Genomic DNA, 16012 nt, shown 5'->3' on the forward strand with positions numbered 1-16012 from the left:
AGACAACTTAGTCACGTTTAACAGGGGGGAAACATAATGGTCAAACATAATCCATTTCAATCACGTGCAACTTTTGAAGTAGATGGAAAAACGTATCATTATTATGATTTGAAAGCGCTTGAAAATGCAGGGGTTGGCAACGTATCTCAATTACCATATTCCGTGAAAGTTTTACTTGAATCAGTACTTCGTCAAGTAGACGGACGTGTAATCACAGAAGAGCATGTTACAAATTTAGCGAAATGGGGAACGAAAGATGTTCAAGATATCGATGTTCCATTTAAACCATCTCGTGTAATTTTACAAGATTTCACTGGTGTTCCAGCTGTTGTTGATTTGGCTTCGCTTCGTAAAGCAATGGCAGACATGGGCGGAGATCCTGACAAAATTAATCCTGAAATTACTGTAGACCTTGTAATTGACCACTCTGTACAGGTTGATAGAGCGGGTACGGCAGACGCGCTTGCATTCAACATGGACTTAGAGTTTAAACGTAATGAAGAACGTTATAAATTTTTAAGCTGGGCACAAAAATCATTTGATAACTACCGTGCGGTTCCACCAGCTACAGGTATTGTACACCAAGTAAACCTTGAATATTTAGCACCAGTTGTTCATGCTGTGAAAAATGCTGAAGGTGATTTAGTTGCATATCCAGATTCGTTAGTTGGAACAGACTCACATACAACAATGATTAACGGTATCGGCGTTCTTGGATGGGGCGTTGGTGGTATTGAAGCAGAAGCAGGAATGCTTGGACAGCCTTCATACTTCCCGGTACCTGAAGTAATCGGTGTGAAATTAACTGGTACACTTCCAAGTGGTACTACAGCGACAGACGTTGCATTAAAAGTAACACAAGTATTACGTCAAAAAGGTGTAGTTGGTAAATTCGTTGAGTTCTTCGGTAATGGACTAAAGAGCATGCCTTTAGCTGACCGTGCAACAATTTCAAATATGGCACCAGAATACGGCGCAACTTGTGGATTCTTCCCAATCGATGATATTTCATTAGAATACTTACGTTTAACAGGTAGAGATGAAGAACAAATTCGCGTTGTTGAAGAATACTGTAAAGCGAACGGTTTATTCTATACAGCAGATAGTAAAGATCCAATCTATACTGATCTTGTTGAAATTGATTTAAATACAATCGAATCTAACCTTTCTGGACCGAAACGCCCACAAGATTTAATTCCACTTTCAGATATGAAAGATGCGTTCCACAAAGCTGTTGTAGCACCAGTTGGAACACAAGGACTTGGATTTAATGAGCAAGAGTTCGATAAAGAAGTGAAGGTTACATTAGAAGATAAAGAAGTAACGATGAAAACAGGTGCAATTGCAATCGCTGCAATTACAAGCTGTACAAATACATCAAACCCATACGTATTAATCGGGGCAGGTTTAGTTGCGAAGAAAGCAATTGAAAAAGGACTTAAAGTACCTGAGTATGTAAAAACATCATTAGCACCAGGATCAAAAGTTGTTACTGAATACTTAGATAAATCAGGTTTAACAACATATTTAGATCAATTAGGTTTCCAAACAGTTGGTTACGGCTGTACGACTTGTATCGGTAACTCTGGTCCATTAGCGCCAGAATTAGAAGAAGCGATCGCAGCAAACGACTTACTAGTAACATCTGTTTTATCTGGTAACCGTAACTTTGAAGGTCGTATTCATCCACTTGTAAAAGCAAACTACTTAGCATCACCACCACTAGTTGTGGCATATGCACTTGCAGGTACTGTTGATATTGACCTGAAAAATGATGAAATCGGTAAAGATGCAAATGGCAATGCTGTTTACTTCAACGATATTTGGCCATCAGCTAAAGAAATTGAAGATGTAGTTCAAAACGTTGTTACATCTGAACTGTTCAAGAAAGAATATGCACAAGTATTTAACAGCAATGAGCGCTGGAATGAAATCCAAACTTCAAACGAAGCTTTATATACTTGGGATAATGATTCAACATACATTCAAAACCCGCCATTCTTTGAAGGTTTATCTAAAGAGCCAGGTGAAGTCGAAACATTATCAGGCCTACGCGTAGTTGGTAAATTTGGTGACTCTGTAACGACAGACCACATTTCACCAGCAGGTTCAATCGGTAAGCATACACCAGCTGGACGCTACTTATTAGAAAACGGCGTACAACCAGTTGACTTTAACTCTTACGGTTCTCGTCGTGGTAACCATGAAGTTATGATGCGTGGTACATTCGCAAACATCCGTATTAAAAACCAAATCGCACCAGGAACAGAAGGCGGATATACAACATATTGGCCAACTGGTGAAGTAACATCTATCTATGATGCTGCTATGAAATATAAAGAAGATGGAACAGGTCTTCTAGTTGTTGCTGGTAAAGATTACGGTATGGGAAGTTCTCGTGACTGGGCTGCGAAAGGTACTAACTTATTAGGTATTAAAGCAGTAATCGCAGAAAGCTTCGAACGTATTCACCGCAGTAACTTAGTGTTAATGGGTGTACTACCGCTTCAATTTAAAGATGGCGAAAGTGCTGAAACGTTAGGTCTTGTTGGTAACGAGTCATTTGAAATTCAAATCGACAAAACAGTTAGACCACGCGATCTTGTAAAAGTAGTTGCAACTGATGCAGATGGCAACGAAAAACAATTTGAAGTAGTAGCTCGTTTCGATAGTGAAGTTGAAATTGACTACTACCGTCACGGTGGTATTCTGCAAATGGTTCTTCGTGAGAAAATTGAAGAATCTAAAGTATCGAACTAAATTATTGAAATGAACAATAAGGAAGCTAACAATAGTTAGCTTCCTTATTTTATGGAAAGGGATGAAACCATTTGGTTTCATCCCTTTCTTTTTACTATAAAAATGGAGGAAACGTCATGACAGAGTATAAAAGAATATTGTTGCCGTTACGACAAGAGAAAATATTAGTAATAGCAGCTGTATGTAGTGGGATAATTGCTGCCATTTTAAATTTATCACGCCCAATTTTCATGGGGTTAATTGTAGACAATCTTATTCAAAGGGAGCTAAAAGGTGCGTATTTATATATAGCTTTGTTTGCGGGTAGTCGCTTTTTAATGTGGGCGAACAATCTTTTATTTGATTATATAAGTTCAAAAGCGAGTCAACGTATATTACAAACGAAACGTATAGAATTATTACGTAACTATTTCTCATTACCGTTTGAAGAGAGTGAGAAGATTAAGCAAGGAGAGTTAGAAACTTTGGTCGTGTCTGATATTCCGAACTGGGTCAGATTATATGGCTCTATATTAATAGAATATATACACGCTATTGCCCAATTTATTGGGGCTTTCATAGCACTACAACATATAGATATACAGTTTATATTGTGGGTAACTCCGTTTTTATTTTTAAGTACAATTGTTCCAATACTGATGGGAGAAAAGGTAAGAGATATTGCAAGCGTTGCTCAAAAAAATCACTCAAGTGTTGTAGAGATGGTGTCACAGTTTGTAAAGGGGATACAAGATTTGCGGAGTTTACAAAAAGAAAAATGGGCAATTCGCTTATTTAAAAGAGTAACGGCACAATCGTATAAATCGGAAGTAAAGAAGACGATGATGCAACATTGTATTGGAGTAGTTGGAACGGTGATTGAAACAGGAGCATATATCCTTGTTCTCATTATAGGTGCACAAAAAATAATGAGGGGAGAAATAGAAGTTGGTTCACTCATTACAGTGTTAGCGACAATTGAGATGCTCTTTTTCCCTGTCCGTTATGTGGGCGATTTATTAATAATGACACAAGTTGCAGTCGCTTCGGCAAATAGAACTTTTTGCTTTTTAAATAAACGAGCAGCAGATAACAATGTAGAAAGAGCGATGGGGATCAGGATAACAAATGTTTCATTTCAGGAGAATGACGAAGAGAAATGCAGAATTCATAATATTGATTTGCAAATTCGTCCTGGTGAACTCGTTATTATTGTGGGAGAAAGCGGTGCAGGAAAAACAACGCTTTTAAAGTTAATAACGGGCTTGTATAAACCATCTAACGGTAGCATTGCTTATTATGGTAATGAAGCTCGTATGACTACAGTTTGGCAAGAACCACGTTTTTTCCGAACGACGGTAACAGAGAATATGTATTTCGGGGAAGAGTGTTTAGAAAATCAGTTAGAAAAAAATAGTGAACTTATAAATGTAACGCCGATTATTAGAGGGTTACCTGAAGGGAGTCAAACTGTGCTACATAAAAGCGGTGAAGAGTTTTCAGGAGGCGAAAGAAAACGTCTCGCATTATTGCGAGCGATTGTATCAAATCCAACTCTTATTATTTTAGATGAACCGACGGCTGGGTTAGATCCAGGCAATCAAGAACTGGTTTGGAATATGATTGAAGGGATAGGAAGAGATGTAACGAGAATTGTGGCAACACATGATGTAGAGAGAGCGATGATAGCAGATTGTGTTGTTGTCATGAAGAATGGGATTATTGTGGAATGTGGGAATCCTAGAGAATTATTAAATTGCAACTCATTGTACAATGAGTTGCAAACAAAAAGATAAGAGATATGTAATGCCCTTATCTTTATTCCGCTATTTGCCGGGTAGCCCGATTGGTGAGGGCTGATTAAAGTTTCACTTTATTCGGTCTCATTAAGTTGATAAGTATAAGAATTCGGATCACTAGAATTAACTTCTTTGACGAGAGTAAGTTGATTTGTATCTGGATTATATTTAAAAATCTTAATTGTATGTTCGCTATTTAGTAATGGATTATATTCTTGAATAGCGAATGTATTTTCCGCAATTTGTGTCATATTACTGGTGGGAACATTTTCTATGGAATCATGATTTGTAGAAATTTCAACGACTTTTTCACTGTTGAAAAATAAAAGAACGATTACTAAAATAACTAAGCATATTCGTATATAGCGTAGCTCTTTTGTGATAGGGTGTTCTCCCAAAACAATCATCCTTTCTATAACTATTCTATAGTAGTAATGGTAGTCATTGTGAAAAAAGTAATAATGCCGAGGCCTGCCAAAAGGATAAATGAGATTAATGCGATATAGAGACAAATACGTCCAACTTGTTTTTTTAGGATCTTTACTAAATAGTGAGATAATCCATGTGATAATTCCGATTGGGAAAAATATAAAACTAAGAATATATAGAAGTATTTTTTCAAATAAATTCATGAGAGCTCCTTTCATTGTAAAATGTTCCGTGTATTTCTAATTATATGATTAAAAGGTAAATATTTCATATTATTTATAAAAATTCTGATTATTTAGAATGTGAATATTTTCAAGCTTGTCCGTATAAGCTAAAATAAGGTATATAGCATTTGAATGGATATATTAAAAGAAGATAAACACGTTAGGGTGATATAACATGTGGCGGAAGCTTATGATTATTGTAGTGTTACTTTGTTTAGCGGGATATGCAGCTTATGAACAGTTTGGTCATAAAGAGCAGGCGGTAAAAGTGAAGCAAGAAAAAAGTGAAGCTGTGATGAAAGAGATTATTGCAAGGAATGGTATTGAGATAGGGAAGAGTGCACCGGACTTTGAATTAACTAAGTTAGATGGGACAAATGTAAAGTTATCGGATTTAAAAGGAAAGAAAGTAATTTTAAACTTTTGGGCTACGTGGTGTGGACCATGTCAGCAAGAAATGCCGGATATGGAGGCTTTCTATAAAGAACATAAAGAAAACGTAGAAATTTTAGCGATCAATTATACGCCTTCAGAAAAAGGTGGGGGGGAAGAGAAGGTAAGCAATTTTGCTAAAGAAAAAGGAATTACTTTTCCTATTTTATTGGACAAGAACATTGATGTGACAACAGCGTATAAAGTAATTACGATTCCAACTTCGTATTTTATAGATACAAAAGGTGTCATTCAAGATAAGTTTATTGGGCCGATGACACAAAAAGAGATGGAGAAAAGAGTTGCTAAATTAAAATAATGGTGAAAAGGTAGAGATGGAGAGTTCCCATTTCTGCCTTTTCTTTTTCAAGTAGTAATCACTTCATGATATGATGTAAGAAATATAAACGTTTAGAGATAAAGGAGTGTATGGAGTGGGGAATGTATCCTTACCGTTAGATTATGTTGTAATTGATTTTGAAACAACAGGATTTAACCCTTATAATGATAAAATTATTCAAGTTGCAGCGGTGAAATATCGTAATCATGAACTGGTAGATCAATTTGTTTCATACGTGAATCCAGAGCGGCCAATTCCGGACCGAATAACGAGTTTAACAGGTATTACCAATTATCGCGTTTCAGATGCACCGACGATTGAAGAAGTGTTACCTTTATTTTTAGCATTTTTACATACAAATGTTATTGTGGCCCATAATGCTTCTTTTGATATGCGCTTTTTGAAAAGTAATGTAAATATGCTGGGGCTGCCTGAACCTAAAAATAAAGTAATTGATACTGTATTTTTAGCGAAGAAATACATGAAGCATGCGCCTAATCATAAACTTGAAACGTTAAAACGAATGCTTGGAATTCGTTTAAGCTCTCATAATGCATTTGACGATTGCATTACGTGTGCTGCTGTTTATCAAAAGTGTGCAGCTATTGAAGAAGAAAGACAGAGAAAAGTAAATAAGGTCTCACTTGATGAAATTGTAGTATACGAAGCGGTGAAAGAAATGCTTGCACGTAATAAACGTAATGTAGAATGGCTACGTTGTATGAACGTAGGAAGTTATTTAGATATAAAAGCTTTTTATCCAGTTATGAGAGTAAAGGTAAAAGGGCGAAAGAAATACGTATTAACAGATATATTAGAAGATGATGTGAAAGAAATATGTACAAGCTTAAAATGTGAACAAGCGTTAAAAAGTGAAGTTGGTAATACGAGAATTATGCTTAATAGCTTAGAGGATGTTATGAAATTAGAAAGTTATATTTTAAAGCAGTATGATTTTGTATTACAGGCGCTTCATGATTATAAAGAAAATGAAATGAATGCGGATGAAAAGTTAAAAGAGTATTTAAATATTATGGTATAAAAAACTCCGTGTGCAATATATTGTACACGGAGTTTTTTTAGGAGTACTAAAACATAAAATTTTCTTACAAATCTGATTAAAGAGTTTTTTGTTTGCTCATACTATGTAATAAGAAAGCGAAGGAGAGAGGGTGAACAACATGAGAAGAAGTCGCCGTAAATCATTTGAAGAACTTGTAAATGAAAATAAACAACAATTATTAAGCGATCGTGATGCAATTGATCGCATTGAAGAGCGCATTGAAAAACGTTATGAAATGAAACTTTTTAAGCAAGCTGAATAATTCTTAACACTAGTACGATACTAGTGTTAAGGAGGCGATAGTAATGGGTAATCCGAAAAAAAATTCAAAAGACTTTGCACCAAATCATATTGGAACACAATCGAAAAAAGCTGGTGGAAATAAAGGAAAGCAAATGCAAGATCAAACAGGTAAACAACCGATTGTTGATAACGGTTAAAGAAAAGGAGAATATTACATTCTCCTTTTTTATGTATAAATTTGAGGGAAGATAGGTAATTTAAGATGGTGTGTATATACAATATTAGGAGGGAAGTACATGCCAAATCCAGATAATCGAAGTGACAACGCTGAAAAGTTACAAGAAATGGTGCAAAATACAGTTGATAACTTTAATGAAGCAAAAGAAACAGCGGAACTTTCTAATGAAAAAGATCGTGCTGCTATTGAAGCAAAAAATCAAAGACGTTTAGAAAGTATTGACTCATTAAAAAGTGAAATCAAAGATGAATCTTAACAAAATGTACAAAAAAGGGCTGACTTTTGTCAGCCCTTTTTCGTAATCGTAAAGTTTTCAACAAGTAAACGCCAATTTTGTGGAAATGGCAAGCCAATCTTCCAATAACTAATACCGCCAATGCCCTGCTCTTTCATTAAATTGAATTTACTTTGAATAGACCTCGCATCTTCAAACCAAACTTCGTGTTGCACGCCGTTTTCATCAAAATAATTAAAATGAGGGGCTTGGGCTGTGAAATCATAACGAATAGGAACATTATATTTACGAGCTAGTGCAACAGCTGCGACAGAGCTAATTGCTTTTGCGGGTGGATTTCCTTGTTTAAATGGAAGCTTCCAATCAAATCCGTATAAATTTTGCCCCATCATAATTTTTTGGGGAGGCATTTGAGATTTTGCATATTGAAGTACTTCTTTTACAGGACCGATAGGAGAAATCGCCATCGGTGGCCCGCCCTGCCATCCCCAGTCGTATGTCATAATGACGACGAAATCAACAATTTGCCCTTGCGCTTTATAATCGTGAGCTTCGAAAAATTTTCCCTTTTGATTTGAACTTGTTTTCGGCACGAGAGTTGTGCTCAATGTGTACCCGCTAGGTAAGCGTGTTTTTACATTTCGTAAAAAGCGATTATACGCTTCGCGGTCTTCAGGTGCTACACTTTCGAAATCGAAATGAATGTCTTGCATGCCATATTTCTCAGCTGTTTGCAAAATGTTTGTAATAAATTTGTTTTGAATCGTTGCGTCGCGTAAAATAACCGATGTTAGATCGGCACTGAAATTCCCATTTTCAATATTTGTAATAACGAGCATAGGGATTGTTTTACCTTGCGTTGCAATATTAGCGATTTTAGCTGTTTCAGTAGGTTCTTTTAATGTGCCATCTCTTTTTGCTTCAAAACTAAAATAAGCTAAATATGTTAAAAATGGATTGATGGCACGTGTAGCATTAACTAAACTCTCTTTAATCGGTATAGTGGAAGGCTGTAAATAAGCGATGGATTCTACAGCTCGTTTTGTACCTTTTGGTACGTATAATTGTTGTCCGACATGGAGAATAGATTTTAAAGATAAATTATTAACTTTAGCTAAACTAGCGAGGGGGACATTATATGTTTGAGAAATTCGATATAGGCTGTCACCAGGCTGTACATAATAATTATTTCCTTTCGTATTAACGATAAGTGCCTGACCAACAACGAGCGTTTCAGCTGGATTTAGTCCATTGTCTTTTACTATTTCGTCAGGTGTTGATCCATATTTTGATGCCAAGCTATATACGCTATCACCGCTACGAACCGTTACAATTTGAATCATATGCTGGCTCCTTTCAGTAAAAGATTCACTGTTTTTATTTTATTTTTGATGTTACTGTATTATGATTAAATGTATGCAAGGCAGCAGAAGTGAAAGAAGGCGAATATACATATGTTTGTAGCAGAACATGAAGTTGAAATCCGTTATGCGGAAACAGATCAAATGGGTGTTGTTTACCATTCAAACTACTTAGTGTGGCTTGAGTTAGGTCGCACGAAACTTATACAAGATTTAGGTTTTTCATATGTTGAAATGGAGAAAGAAGGAATTATTTCTCCTGTGTTAGATTTACAAATTTCATATCGTAAAGCGATGCGTTACGGAGAAAAAGCAATCGTAAAAACATGGGTAGATACTGTGAGCCCACTTCGCGTTGTATATGGATATGAAATATATAATGGTGATGGTGAACTGTGTATTACTGCAAGTACGACGAATATTTGTGCGAAAAAAGAAGGGTTCCGTCCTGTATCATTTAAAAAGTTATATCCTGAGTGGTATGCGAAATATGAGGAAATTAAGAAAAAATAAAAAAGCGTGGCAGAAGCCACGTTTTTTTATTTTTCATAATTAAATTGTGGGAAGTCGTCACCTTCGTTAAGTGTAACAGATAAATTATGTCCATCGAAGAACCATTCATCATCGCCTTCAATAAAGAAGTTAATGCCTTCTTCTTGAATTTGAACAGCAGGGTGTGCAGGATCATCTTTACGAATACCTAAAGAAAGTCCTTTTTGCACAGTACTGCAACCACCGTATTGTACGAAAAAGCGTAGTGTTTCATTTGATTGTAAGTTTAATTCATTTTTATACCATTGTGCTGCTTCTTTTGTTACGGAAAGATTCATGTATAGTTCCTCCAAATTATGTTGCTTTTTCTTTAGTATAAAAAATAACGCAAAAAGACGCTATTAATATGCTTCACGTTTTCTTTTTGCGTTATGTGGGTTACGATCTTATTTTTGCTTTTTTGAAAAGTTTGCTTTTGGTTCAGTTTTATTTATAATTCGTCCGATATTTGCACGGTGTTTATAAATAACCATACCTGCTAATAAACACATCGCAATAATGAAGATTTTATCCCCGCTAACAATGGATGCAATAACAGCAACAACTGCTGTTACCATAGAAGAAAGTGATACGTATCTTGTTGTAAATAAAAGGGTGAAAAATACAACAGCCAATATTGCAAAAACAACTGGTGAATAGCATAATAGTACCCCAGCAGAAGTTGCAACTGCTTTACCACCGCGGAATTTTGCGAAGATTGGATAGACATGTCCAAGAACAGCCGCTAACCCGAACCATAGTGGGTGAATATCTAATCCGAAAATCATTGGTAGACTTGTTGCTAAAGTCCCTTTTAAAATGTCAGCAATTGTAACGGTAAAACCTGCTTTTTTCCCTAATGTGCGGAATGTGTTTGTTCCGCCTAGATTACCGCTCCCGTGCTCACGAATATCGATTCCGTAGCCAATTTTTCCAACAACTAGTGCAAATGGAATCGAGCCAAGTAAGTAGGCAACGATAAATAAAAGATATGTAGTAACCATAAGTTCAGTCTCCTTTATTCAAATGTGTTGATAAAGGGTAAAAAGAGTTTTTCCCGTATATTGTACCATACATTTGTAAAGAGCACATTTCTTTTTTGCAAATGAAAAATTCATTATTTCGTGAAAAAAATTTCACAGTAATGTTACATTTCTCACAGAAACAGTAAGACTATATGTAGTAACATTTTAATCAAAAGATAACAACATATTGGTGGAGGGTTATAAATGTTACAAAATAATACACGTGGAGAAGAAGAATTAATGAAAGTGTTCGAGACAATAGTCCACGGCAATGAACAAGATTTAATGCAAGAAAATGCAAATGTAGACGGCCGCTCTCCAATGGGCGTAATGGGAACCTTCGCATCTGAGAGTGCAAAATATTATGCTGTTGAGAATTTATTGTCAGATCAAGTGAAAAAAGCAATAAATGAAAATATATTATATCCACATGATTTAGATTTTTATGCGACAGGAACGACGACTTGTTCACAAATTCCGTTAGCACAAATGCTTGCTAACGGTTTTCATACGGGGCATGGACATATGAGACAACCGCAAGACATTAAAAGTGCATTGGCTCTTGCGTCTATTATTTTTCAAGCGAATCAAAATATGCAGCATGGTGGTCAATCGTTTGCACTCTTTGATATTGATTTAGCACCTTATGTACGAAAAACAATTGAGAGACATAAAAAACGATTACAATCATATCCGCTTACGAAAGAACAAATAGAAGAATTTGCATGGAAAGAAACGGAAAATGATACGTATCAAGCGTGTGAGGCTTTCGTTCATAATTCGAATAGTATGCATAGTAGGGGCGGAGGACAAGTCCCGTTTATTTCTATTAATTACGGAACAGATACATCAAAAGAAGGAAGAATGTTAATTAAACAACTTTTAAAAGCGACACAAGCTGGACTTGGTAAAGGAGAGACACCGATTTTTCCGATTCAAATTTTCAAGATGAAAAAAGGTGTGAATTTTGAAGAAAGTGATCCGAACTACGATTTATTTGAATTAGCATTAGAGACAACCGCAGAGCGATTATTCCCTAACTTTTCATTTTTAGATGCGCCGTTTAATGCAGTGCATTATGATGGAAGACCAGAAAGTGAAGTATGTTACATGGGATGTCGTACCCGTGTTATGTCTAATATACATGGAGAAGAAACAGCGATTGGTAGAGGGAATTTATCATTTACGTCTATTAATTTAGTGAAATTAGCGTTAATTAGTGGTTCAAAAGAAGCGTTTTTTGAAGCGCTAAACTATTATTTAGATTTAGGAATTAAGCAGCTATTAGAAAGATATGCGTATCAATGTACGAAGCGAGCAAGAGATTTTCAGTTTTTATATTCACAAGGTGTATGGCGTGGTGGAGAAACGTTGCAGCCTGAAGACTCCGTAGCCTCGATTTTAAAACAAGGGACGTTAAGTATTGGTTTTATCGGTCTTGCGGAATGTTTAGTAGCTTTAACAGGAAAGCATCATGGGGAAGATGAAGAATCATGGAAACTTGGGTATGAAATTATTTCCTTTATGAGAGATAGAATGGATAAAGCGACAGAAGAACATCAACTGAATTTCTCAGTAATTGCAACTCCAGCAGAAGGATTATCAGGGAAGTTTGTGAAAAAAGATAGAGAAGAATTTGGTGAAATTAGCGGTATAACGAACCATAATTACTATACGAATTCATTCCATATTCCAGTTTATTATAACATTCAAGCGATAAATAAAATCCGTTTAGAGGGCCCGTTCCATGCTCTCTGTAATGGAGGACACATTACTTATATTGAACTAGACGGAGCAGCAATGCATAACAAAAAGGCATTAAAACAAATTGTACAAGCTATGGCAGAACATGGCGTTGGATACGGTTCAATTAATCATCCTGTTGACCGTTGTAAGTGCTGTAGTTATCACGGGGTTATTGGGAATGAATGTCCAAGTTGCGGGAATGAAGATGAGGCTAATATAGAAAGAATTCGCCGTATAACAGGCTATCTTGTAGGAGATATGTCGAAGTGGAATAGTGCGAAACGTAGTGAAGAGATAGATCGGGTGAAACATAAATGAAAGTGATGAATATTATTCATGATAGTGTAGTAGATGGAGAAGGATTGCGGACAGTCGTGTTTTTTGCGGGCTGTCCGCATCGTTGCGTTGGTTGCCATAATCCGAAATCATGGAATATTTGCAATGGAACGGAAATGACAGTAGAAGAAATTGTGAAAGAGATTGCAAGTAATCCATTAACTGATGTAACATTTTCAGGTGGAGATCCATTTTTTCAAGCTGCTGAAGTGAAAAAGGTAGCAAAAATCGTGAAAGATTTTAAAAAAAACCTATGGATGTATACAGGTTATACGTTAGAAGAGATACAGAGTTCTCAAAATAATGATATGATAGAGTTGTTACATTATGGGGATGTTTTAGTCGATGGAAGGTTTGAAATTGAGAAAAAAGATTTAACACTTCCATTTCGCGGAAGCTCCAATCAACGTATTATTCGATTGAAAGAGTAAAAAGGCGGGATAGATGATATGAATAAAACAGTATTGCTTGTTGAAGATGAAAGAAGATTACGTGAAATTGTTAGTGATTATTTTCGTAATGAAGGCTTTGAAGTAATCGAAGCAGAAGATGGAAAAAAAGCGTTAGAGTTATTTGCAGAGCATGAAATTGATTTAATTATGTTAGATATTATGTTACCAGAAATAGATGGATGGTCTGTTTGTAGAAGAATTAGAAAAGAATCAGCAGTACCAATTATTATGTTGACAGCACGTTCGGATGAGGATGATACATTGCTAGGTTTCGAATTAGGTGCAGACGAGTATGTAACGAAACCATTTAGCCCGAAAGTATTAGTAGCTCGTGCAAAGACGTTATTGAAACGTGCGGATGGTGCGGTAGGAGTAGCGGAAGAAAATGCTATGTCTTTAGCTGGAATAGAAGTAAATCGTCTATCTAGAACTGTTTTAGTAGATGGAGAAGAAATTATATTGACACATAAAGAATTTGAACTTCTTGTGTATTTAATGGAGAACAAAGGAATCGTGTTATCACGTCAACATTTATTAGATCAGTTATGGGGATATGACTATTACGGTGATGACCGAACGGTTGATACCCATATTAAAAAACTTCGAAATAAGCTAGGAGATAAAGCGAAGCATATCGGTACTGTTATTCGAGTTGGTTATAAATTTGAAGAATAATCTAGAACGATTTGTGTAATTTAGCCTAGGGAAATGGCGATTTTATACTCTCTTTTGAAGGTAGAATGTACAAAAAATACTTTTTTTGTCTACAATGTTAGATAGGAGTATTTTTTTAATTAGATTTCACGATGAGTTCACAAGAAGGACACAAAACGTGACTATACTGAAAATACGAATTCACCAGAGAGGGGAAATAAAACATGGGATATTACGACGGACCAAATTTAAATGAAGAGCATAGTGAAACGAGAGAAGTGAGAAAATCAGGTAGTAAAAAAGGCTATTTCTTCACAGGTTTAGTGGGAGCTGTAGTCGGAGCGGTTTCGATTAGTTTTGCAGCACCATATATGCCATGGGCTCAAAATAATGGAGCGCCAGTATCATCATTTAGTTCGGATTCAAAAGTAGAAGGTACTGTAGTTCCTGTTGTAAATAAAGCGAAAAATGAAACTGATTTACCTGGTATGATTGAAGGGGCGAAAGATGTTGTTGTAGGTGTTATTAATATGCAACAAAGTGTTGATCCATTTGCAATGCAACCGACAGGTCAAGAACAACAAGCTGGTTCAGGATCAGGTGTTATTTATAAAAAAGCAGGGAATAAAGCATATATTGTAACAAACAACCATGTAGTGGATGGAGCAAATAAACTTGCTGTGAAGCTGAGCGACGGAAAGCAAGTTGATGCGAAATTAGTTGGTAAGGACCCTTGGTTAGACTTAGCAGTTGTTGAAATTGATGGATCTCATGTAAATAAAGTTGCCACTTTAGGTGATTCAAGTAAACTTCGTGCGGGTGAAAAAGCCATTGCAATCGGTAACCCGCTAGGATTTGATGGAAGTGTAACGGAAGGTATAATCAGTAGTAAAGAACGCGAAATTCCGGTTGATATTGATGGCGATAAACGACCAGATTGGCAAGCACAAGTTATTCAAACAGATGCAGCGATTAACCCTGGTAACAGTGGTGGTGCATTATTTAACCAAAATGGTGAAATAATTGGGATTAATTCAAGTAAAATTGCACAACAAGAAGTTGAAGGAATTGGATTTGCTATTCCAATTAATATCGCAAAACCAGTTATTGAATCTCTTGAAAAAGATGGAGTAGTAAAACGTCCAGCGCTTGGAGTAGGTGTTGTTTCATTAGAAGATGTGCAAGCTTATGCAGTCAATCAATTGAAAGTACCGAAAGAAGTAACTAATGGTGTTGTATTAGGTAAAATTTACCCAATCTCACCGGCTGAAAAAGCTGGTTTAGAGCAATATGATATTGTAGTAGCATTAGATAATCAAAAAGTAGAGAATGCTCTTCAATTCCGTAAATATTTATATGAAAAGAAAAAAGTAGGCGAGAAAGTAGAAGTTACATTCTACCGTAACGGTCAAAAAATGACGAAATCGGCTACTTTAGCAGATAATTCAGCTACAAAGAATCAATAATCGAAATAAAAGAAAGTCTCTTTCATATTGAAAGAGACTTTCTTTATCGGCTATACTAAAGGAATAGGAGGGATTAATTATGACAATTGAAAACCCAACTCGTACGGAAATTGGTGAAGTGCTAAAGAAAAGCAAAACAATTGCGGTTGTTGGATTATCAGATAAGCCAGAACGTACATCGTATATGGTTTCAAAAGCAATGCAAGATGCTGGATACCGCATTATTCCAGTTAATCCAACAGTAGATGAGGTGCTTGGAGAAAAGGCAGTTTCTTCACTAAAGGATATTAAGGAACACGTTGACATAGTAAATATATTTCGTCGCTCAGAGTTTTTAATGGATGTTGCAAAAGAATTTGTAGAGATTGATGCAGATGTTTTTTGGGCACAATTAGGAGTACAAGATGAGGATACATATAAACTTTTAAAAGAAAAAGACTATACTGTAATAATGGATCGTTGTATTAAAGTAGAACATGCGATGACAAAATAGTGTAGATGTAAAGGTAGAAAGATTGATTCAGCCCTCATTATAGATAAGTAGGGCCGATGAACGAGGTGTTCATCATGAGATTTTTTAAAGGCTGTTTTTGGGGATTGTTATTTGTAATCCCATTTTGGATCTTGATCATTTGGATCATAATAAAGGTTTGGAATGTGTAATCTTGGAATACATATCCATTTCTCGTTGACAAACGA

The 16012-nt window shown here is 35.9% G+C and carries 17 protein-coding genes and 1 pseudogene; 13 read left to right on the forward strand and 5 right to left on the reverse strand.

Annotated elements, in window-relative coordinates:
* The first annotated feature begins 36 nt into the window (after window positions 1-36).
* Complete coding sequence (acnA, locus tag ACTFRH_RS10935; RefSeq protein ID WP_000238559.1) at window positions 37-2760, forward strand: aconitate hydratase AcnA; 2724 nt, start codon at window positions 37-39, stop codon at window positions 2758-2760.
* 116 nt (window positions 2761-2876) lie between these two features.
* Entirely contained in the window at window positions 2877-4535 is a 1659-nt protein-coding gene (locus ACTFRH_RS10940; protein WP_000141525.1) for an ABC transporter ATP-binding protein, read from the forward strand.
* A gap of 77 nt (window positions 4536-4612) precedes the next feature.
* On the opposite strand, the gene ACTFRH_RS10945 is transcribed toward ACTFRH_RS10940, so the two are convergent.
* Together ACTFRH_RS10945 and ACTFRH_RS10950 are read right to left on the reverse strand one after the other, a co-directional pair.
* A complete protein-coding gene (locus ACTFRH_RS10945) occupies window positions 4613-4945 on the reverse strand; it encodes a YmzC family protein (RefSeq protein ID WP_074593090.1) in 333 nt (110 codons plus the stop codon).
* An 11-nt stretch (window positions 4946-4956) separates the two neighbouring features.
* Window positions 4957-5170 (reverse strand): annotated as a pseudogene (locus ACTFRH_RS10950) (hypothetical protein).
* A gap of 196 nt (window positions 5171-5366) precedes the next feature.
* Between ACTFRH_RS10950 and ACTFRH_RS10955 the strand changes: the two are divergent.
* The 5 genes from ACTFRH_RS10955 (at window position 5367) to tlp (ending at window position 7763) form a co-directional block, all read left to right on the forward strand.
* Window positions 5367-5942, forward strand: coding sequence for a TlpA family protein disulfide reductase (locus tag ACTFRH_RS10955; protein WP_000269040.1), 576 nt, complete (start codon window positions 5367-5369; stop codon window positions 5940-5942).
* A gap of 115 nt (window positions 5943-6057) precedes the next feature.
* The gene (locus ACTFRH_RS10960; RefSeq protein WP_000528762.1) at window positions 6058-7005 is read left to right on the forward strand and encodes a 3'-5' exonuclease; all 948 of its coding nucleotides are present in this window, start codon (window positions 6058-6060) and stop codon (window positions 7003-7005) included.
* Between the two features lie 139 nt (window positions 7006-7144).
* Window positions 7145-7288, forward strand: a complete 144-nt coding sequence (locus ACTFRH_RS10965; protein WP_001254699.1) for an FbpB family small basic protein — start codon at window positions 7145-7147, stop codon at window positions 7286-7288.
* Window positions 7289-7331: 43 nt separating this feature from the next.
* Entirely contained in the window at window positions 7332-7466 is a 135-nt protein-coding gene (gene sspN, locus ACTFRH_RS10970) for an acid-soluble spore protein SspN (protein WP_000527987.1), read from the forward strand.
* Between the two features lie 99 nt (window positions 7467-7565).
* Window positions 7566-7763 carry a small acid-soluble spore protein Tlp gene (gene tlp / locus ACTFRH_RS10975; protein WP_001133511.1) on the forward strand — a complete coding sequence of 66 codons (198 nt, stop codon included), beginning with the start codon at window positions 7566-7568 and terminating at the stop codon, window positions 7761-7763.
* A gap of 29 nt (window positions 7764-7792) precedes the next feature.
* Here tlp and ACTFRH_RS10980 read toward each other — a convergent pair whose 3' ends face one another.
* Window positions 7793-9085, reverse strand: coding sequence for a glycosyl hydrolase family 18 protein (locus tag ACTFRH_RS10980; protein WP_000614852.1), 1293 nt, complete (start codon window positions 9083-9085; stop codon window positions 7793-7795).
* 111 nt (window positions 9086-9196) lie between these two features.
* On the opposite strand from ACTFRH_RS10980, the gene ACTFRH_RS10985 reads away from it, so the two are divergent.
* Window positions 9197-9616 carry an acyl-CoA thioesterase gene (locus ACTFRH_RS10985; protein WP_000495812.1) on the forward strand — a complete coding sequence of 140 codons (420 nt, stop codon included), beginning with the start codon at window positions 9197-9199 and terminating at the stop codon, window positions 9614-9616.
* 26 nt (window positions 9617-9642) lie between these two features.
* On the opposite strand, the gene ACTFRH_RS10990 is transcribed toward ACTFRH_RS10985, so the two are convergent.
* A complete protein-coding gene (locus ACTFRH_RS10990; RefSeq protein WP_001054453.1) occupies window positions 9643-9933 on the reverse strand; it encodes a HesB/YadR/YfhF family protein in 291 nt (96 codons plus the stop codon).
* A 108-nt stretch (window positions 9934-10041) separates the two neighbouring features.
* Window positions 10042-10638 carry a glycerol-3-phosphate 1-O-acyltransferase PlsY gene (gene plsY, locus ACTFRH_RS10995; protein WP_000258974.1) on the reverse strand — a complete coding sequence of 199 codons (597 nt, stop codon included), beginning with the start codon at window positions 10636-10638 and terminating at the stop codon, window positions 10042-10044.
* 225 nt (window positions 10639-10863) lie between these two features.
* Here plsY and ACTFRH_RS11000 point away from each other — a divergent pair, with 225 nt between their 5' ends.
* The 5 genes from ACTFRH_RS11000 to ACTFRH_RS11020 all read left to right on the forward strand — a co-directional run bounded on the left by ACTFRH_RS11000 (window position 10864) and on the right by ACTFRH_RS11020 (window position 15806).
* Window positions 10864-12723, forward strand: a complete 1860-nt coding sequence (locus ACTFRH_RS11000) for an anaerobic ribonucleoside triphosphate reductase (protein ID WP_000940062.1) — start codon at window positions 10864-10866, stop codon at window positions 12721-12723.
* Window positions 12720-13172: an anaerobic ribonucleoside-triphosphate reductase activating protein gene (nrdG, locus tag ACTFRH_RS11005; protein ID WP_000867074.1), complete on the forward strand. Its 453-nt coding sequence runs from the start codon at window positions 12720-12722 to the stop codon at window positions 13170-13172. Before ACTFRH_RS11000 ends, nrdG begins: the two co-directional genes overlap by 4 nt.
* 18 nt (window positions 13173-13190) lie before the next feature.
* A complete protein-coding gene (locus ACTFRH_RS11010; protein ID WP_001044679.1) occupies window positions 13191-13868 on the forward strand; it encodes a response regulator transcription factor in 678 nt (225 codons plus the stop codon).
* 203 nt (window positions 13869-14071) lie between these two features.
* A complete protein-coding gene (locus ACTFRH_RS11015) occupies window positions 14072-15313 on the forward strand; it encodes a S1C family serine protease (protein ID WP_000542644.1) in 1242 nt (413 codons plus the stop codon).
* Window positions 15314-15392: 79 nt separating this feature from the next.
* Window positions 15393-15806, forward strand: coding sequence for a CoA-binding protein (locus ACTFRH_RS11020; RefSeq protein WP_000151386.1), 414 nt, complete (start codon window positions 15393-15395; stop codon window positions 15804-15806).
* Window positions 15807-16012: the final 206 nt, after the last annotated feature.

The organism is Bacillus cereus group sp. MYBK216-1 (assembly GCF_051916495.1).
GTDB lineage: Bacteria > Bacillota > Bacilli > Bacillales > Bacillaceae_G > Bacillus_A > Bacillus_A thuringiensis_K.

Coding starts and splice junctions, on each gene's coding strand:
- sspN (WP_000527987.1), top strand. CDS start 7,332: ATGGGTAATCCGAAAAAAAATTCAAAAGACTTTGCACCAAATCATATT.
- ACTFRH_RS10985 (WP_000495812.1), top strand. CDS start 9,197: ATGTTTGTAGCAGAACATGAAGTTGAAATCCGTTATGCGGAAACAGAT.
- ACTFRH_RS10980 (WP_000614852.1), bottom strand. CDS start 9,085: ATGATTCAAATTGTAACGGTTCGTAGCGGTGATAGCGTATATAGCTTG.
- nrdG (WP_000867074.1), top strand. CDS start 12,720: ATGAAAGTGATGAATATTATTCATGATAGTGTAGTAGATGGAGAAGGA.
- ACTFRH_RS11015 (WP_000542644.1), top strand. CDS start 14,072: ATGGGATATTACGACGGACCAAATTTAAATGAAGAGCATAGTGAAACG.
- plsY (WP_000258974.1), bottom strand. CDS start 10,638: ATGGTTACTACATATCTTTTATTTATCGTTGCCTACTTACTTGGCTCG.
- ACTFRH_RS10965 (WP_001254699.1), top strand. CDS start 7,145: ATGAGAAGAAGTCGCCGTAAATCATTTGAAGAACTTGTAAATGAAAAT.
- ACTFRH_RS11020 (WP_000151386.1), top strand. CDS start 15,393: ATGACAATTGAAAACCCAACTCGTACGGAAATTGGTGAAGTGCTAAAG.
- ACTFRH_RS10945 (WP_074593090.1), bottom strand. CDS start 4,945: ATGATTGTTTTGGGAGAACACCCTATCACAAAAGAGCTACGCTATATA.
- acnA (WP_000238559.1), top strand. CDS start 37: ATGGTCAAACATAATCCATTTCAATCACGTGCAACTTTTGAAGTAGAT.
- ACTFRH_RS11000 (WP_000940062.1), top strand. CDS start 10,864: ATGTTACAAAATAATACACGTGGAGAAGAAGAATTAATGAAAGTGTTC.
- ACTFRH_RS10955 (WP_000269040.1), top strand. CDS start 5,367: ATGTGGCGGAAGCTTATGATTATTGTAGTGTTACTTTGTTTAGCGGGA.
- ACTFRH_RS10940 (WP_000141525.1), top strand. CDS start 2,877: ATGACAGAGTATAAAAGAATATTGTTGCCGTTACGACAAGAGAAAATA.
- tlp (WP_001133511.1), top strand. CDS start 7,566: ATGCCAAATCCAGATAATCGAAGTGACAACGCTGAAAAGTTACAAGAA.
- ACTFRH_RS10990 (WP_001054453.1), bottom strand. CDS start 9,933: ATGAATCTTTCCGTAACAAAAGAAGCAGCACAATGGTATAAAAATGAA.
- ACTFRH_RS11010 (WP_001044679.1), top strand. CDS start 13,191: ATGAATAAAACAGTATTGCTTGTTGAAGATGAAAGAAGATTACGTGAA.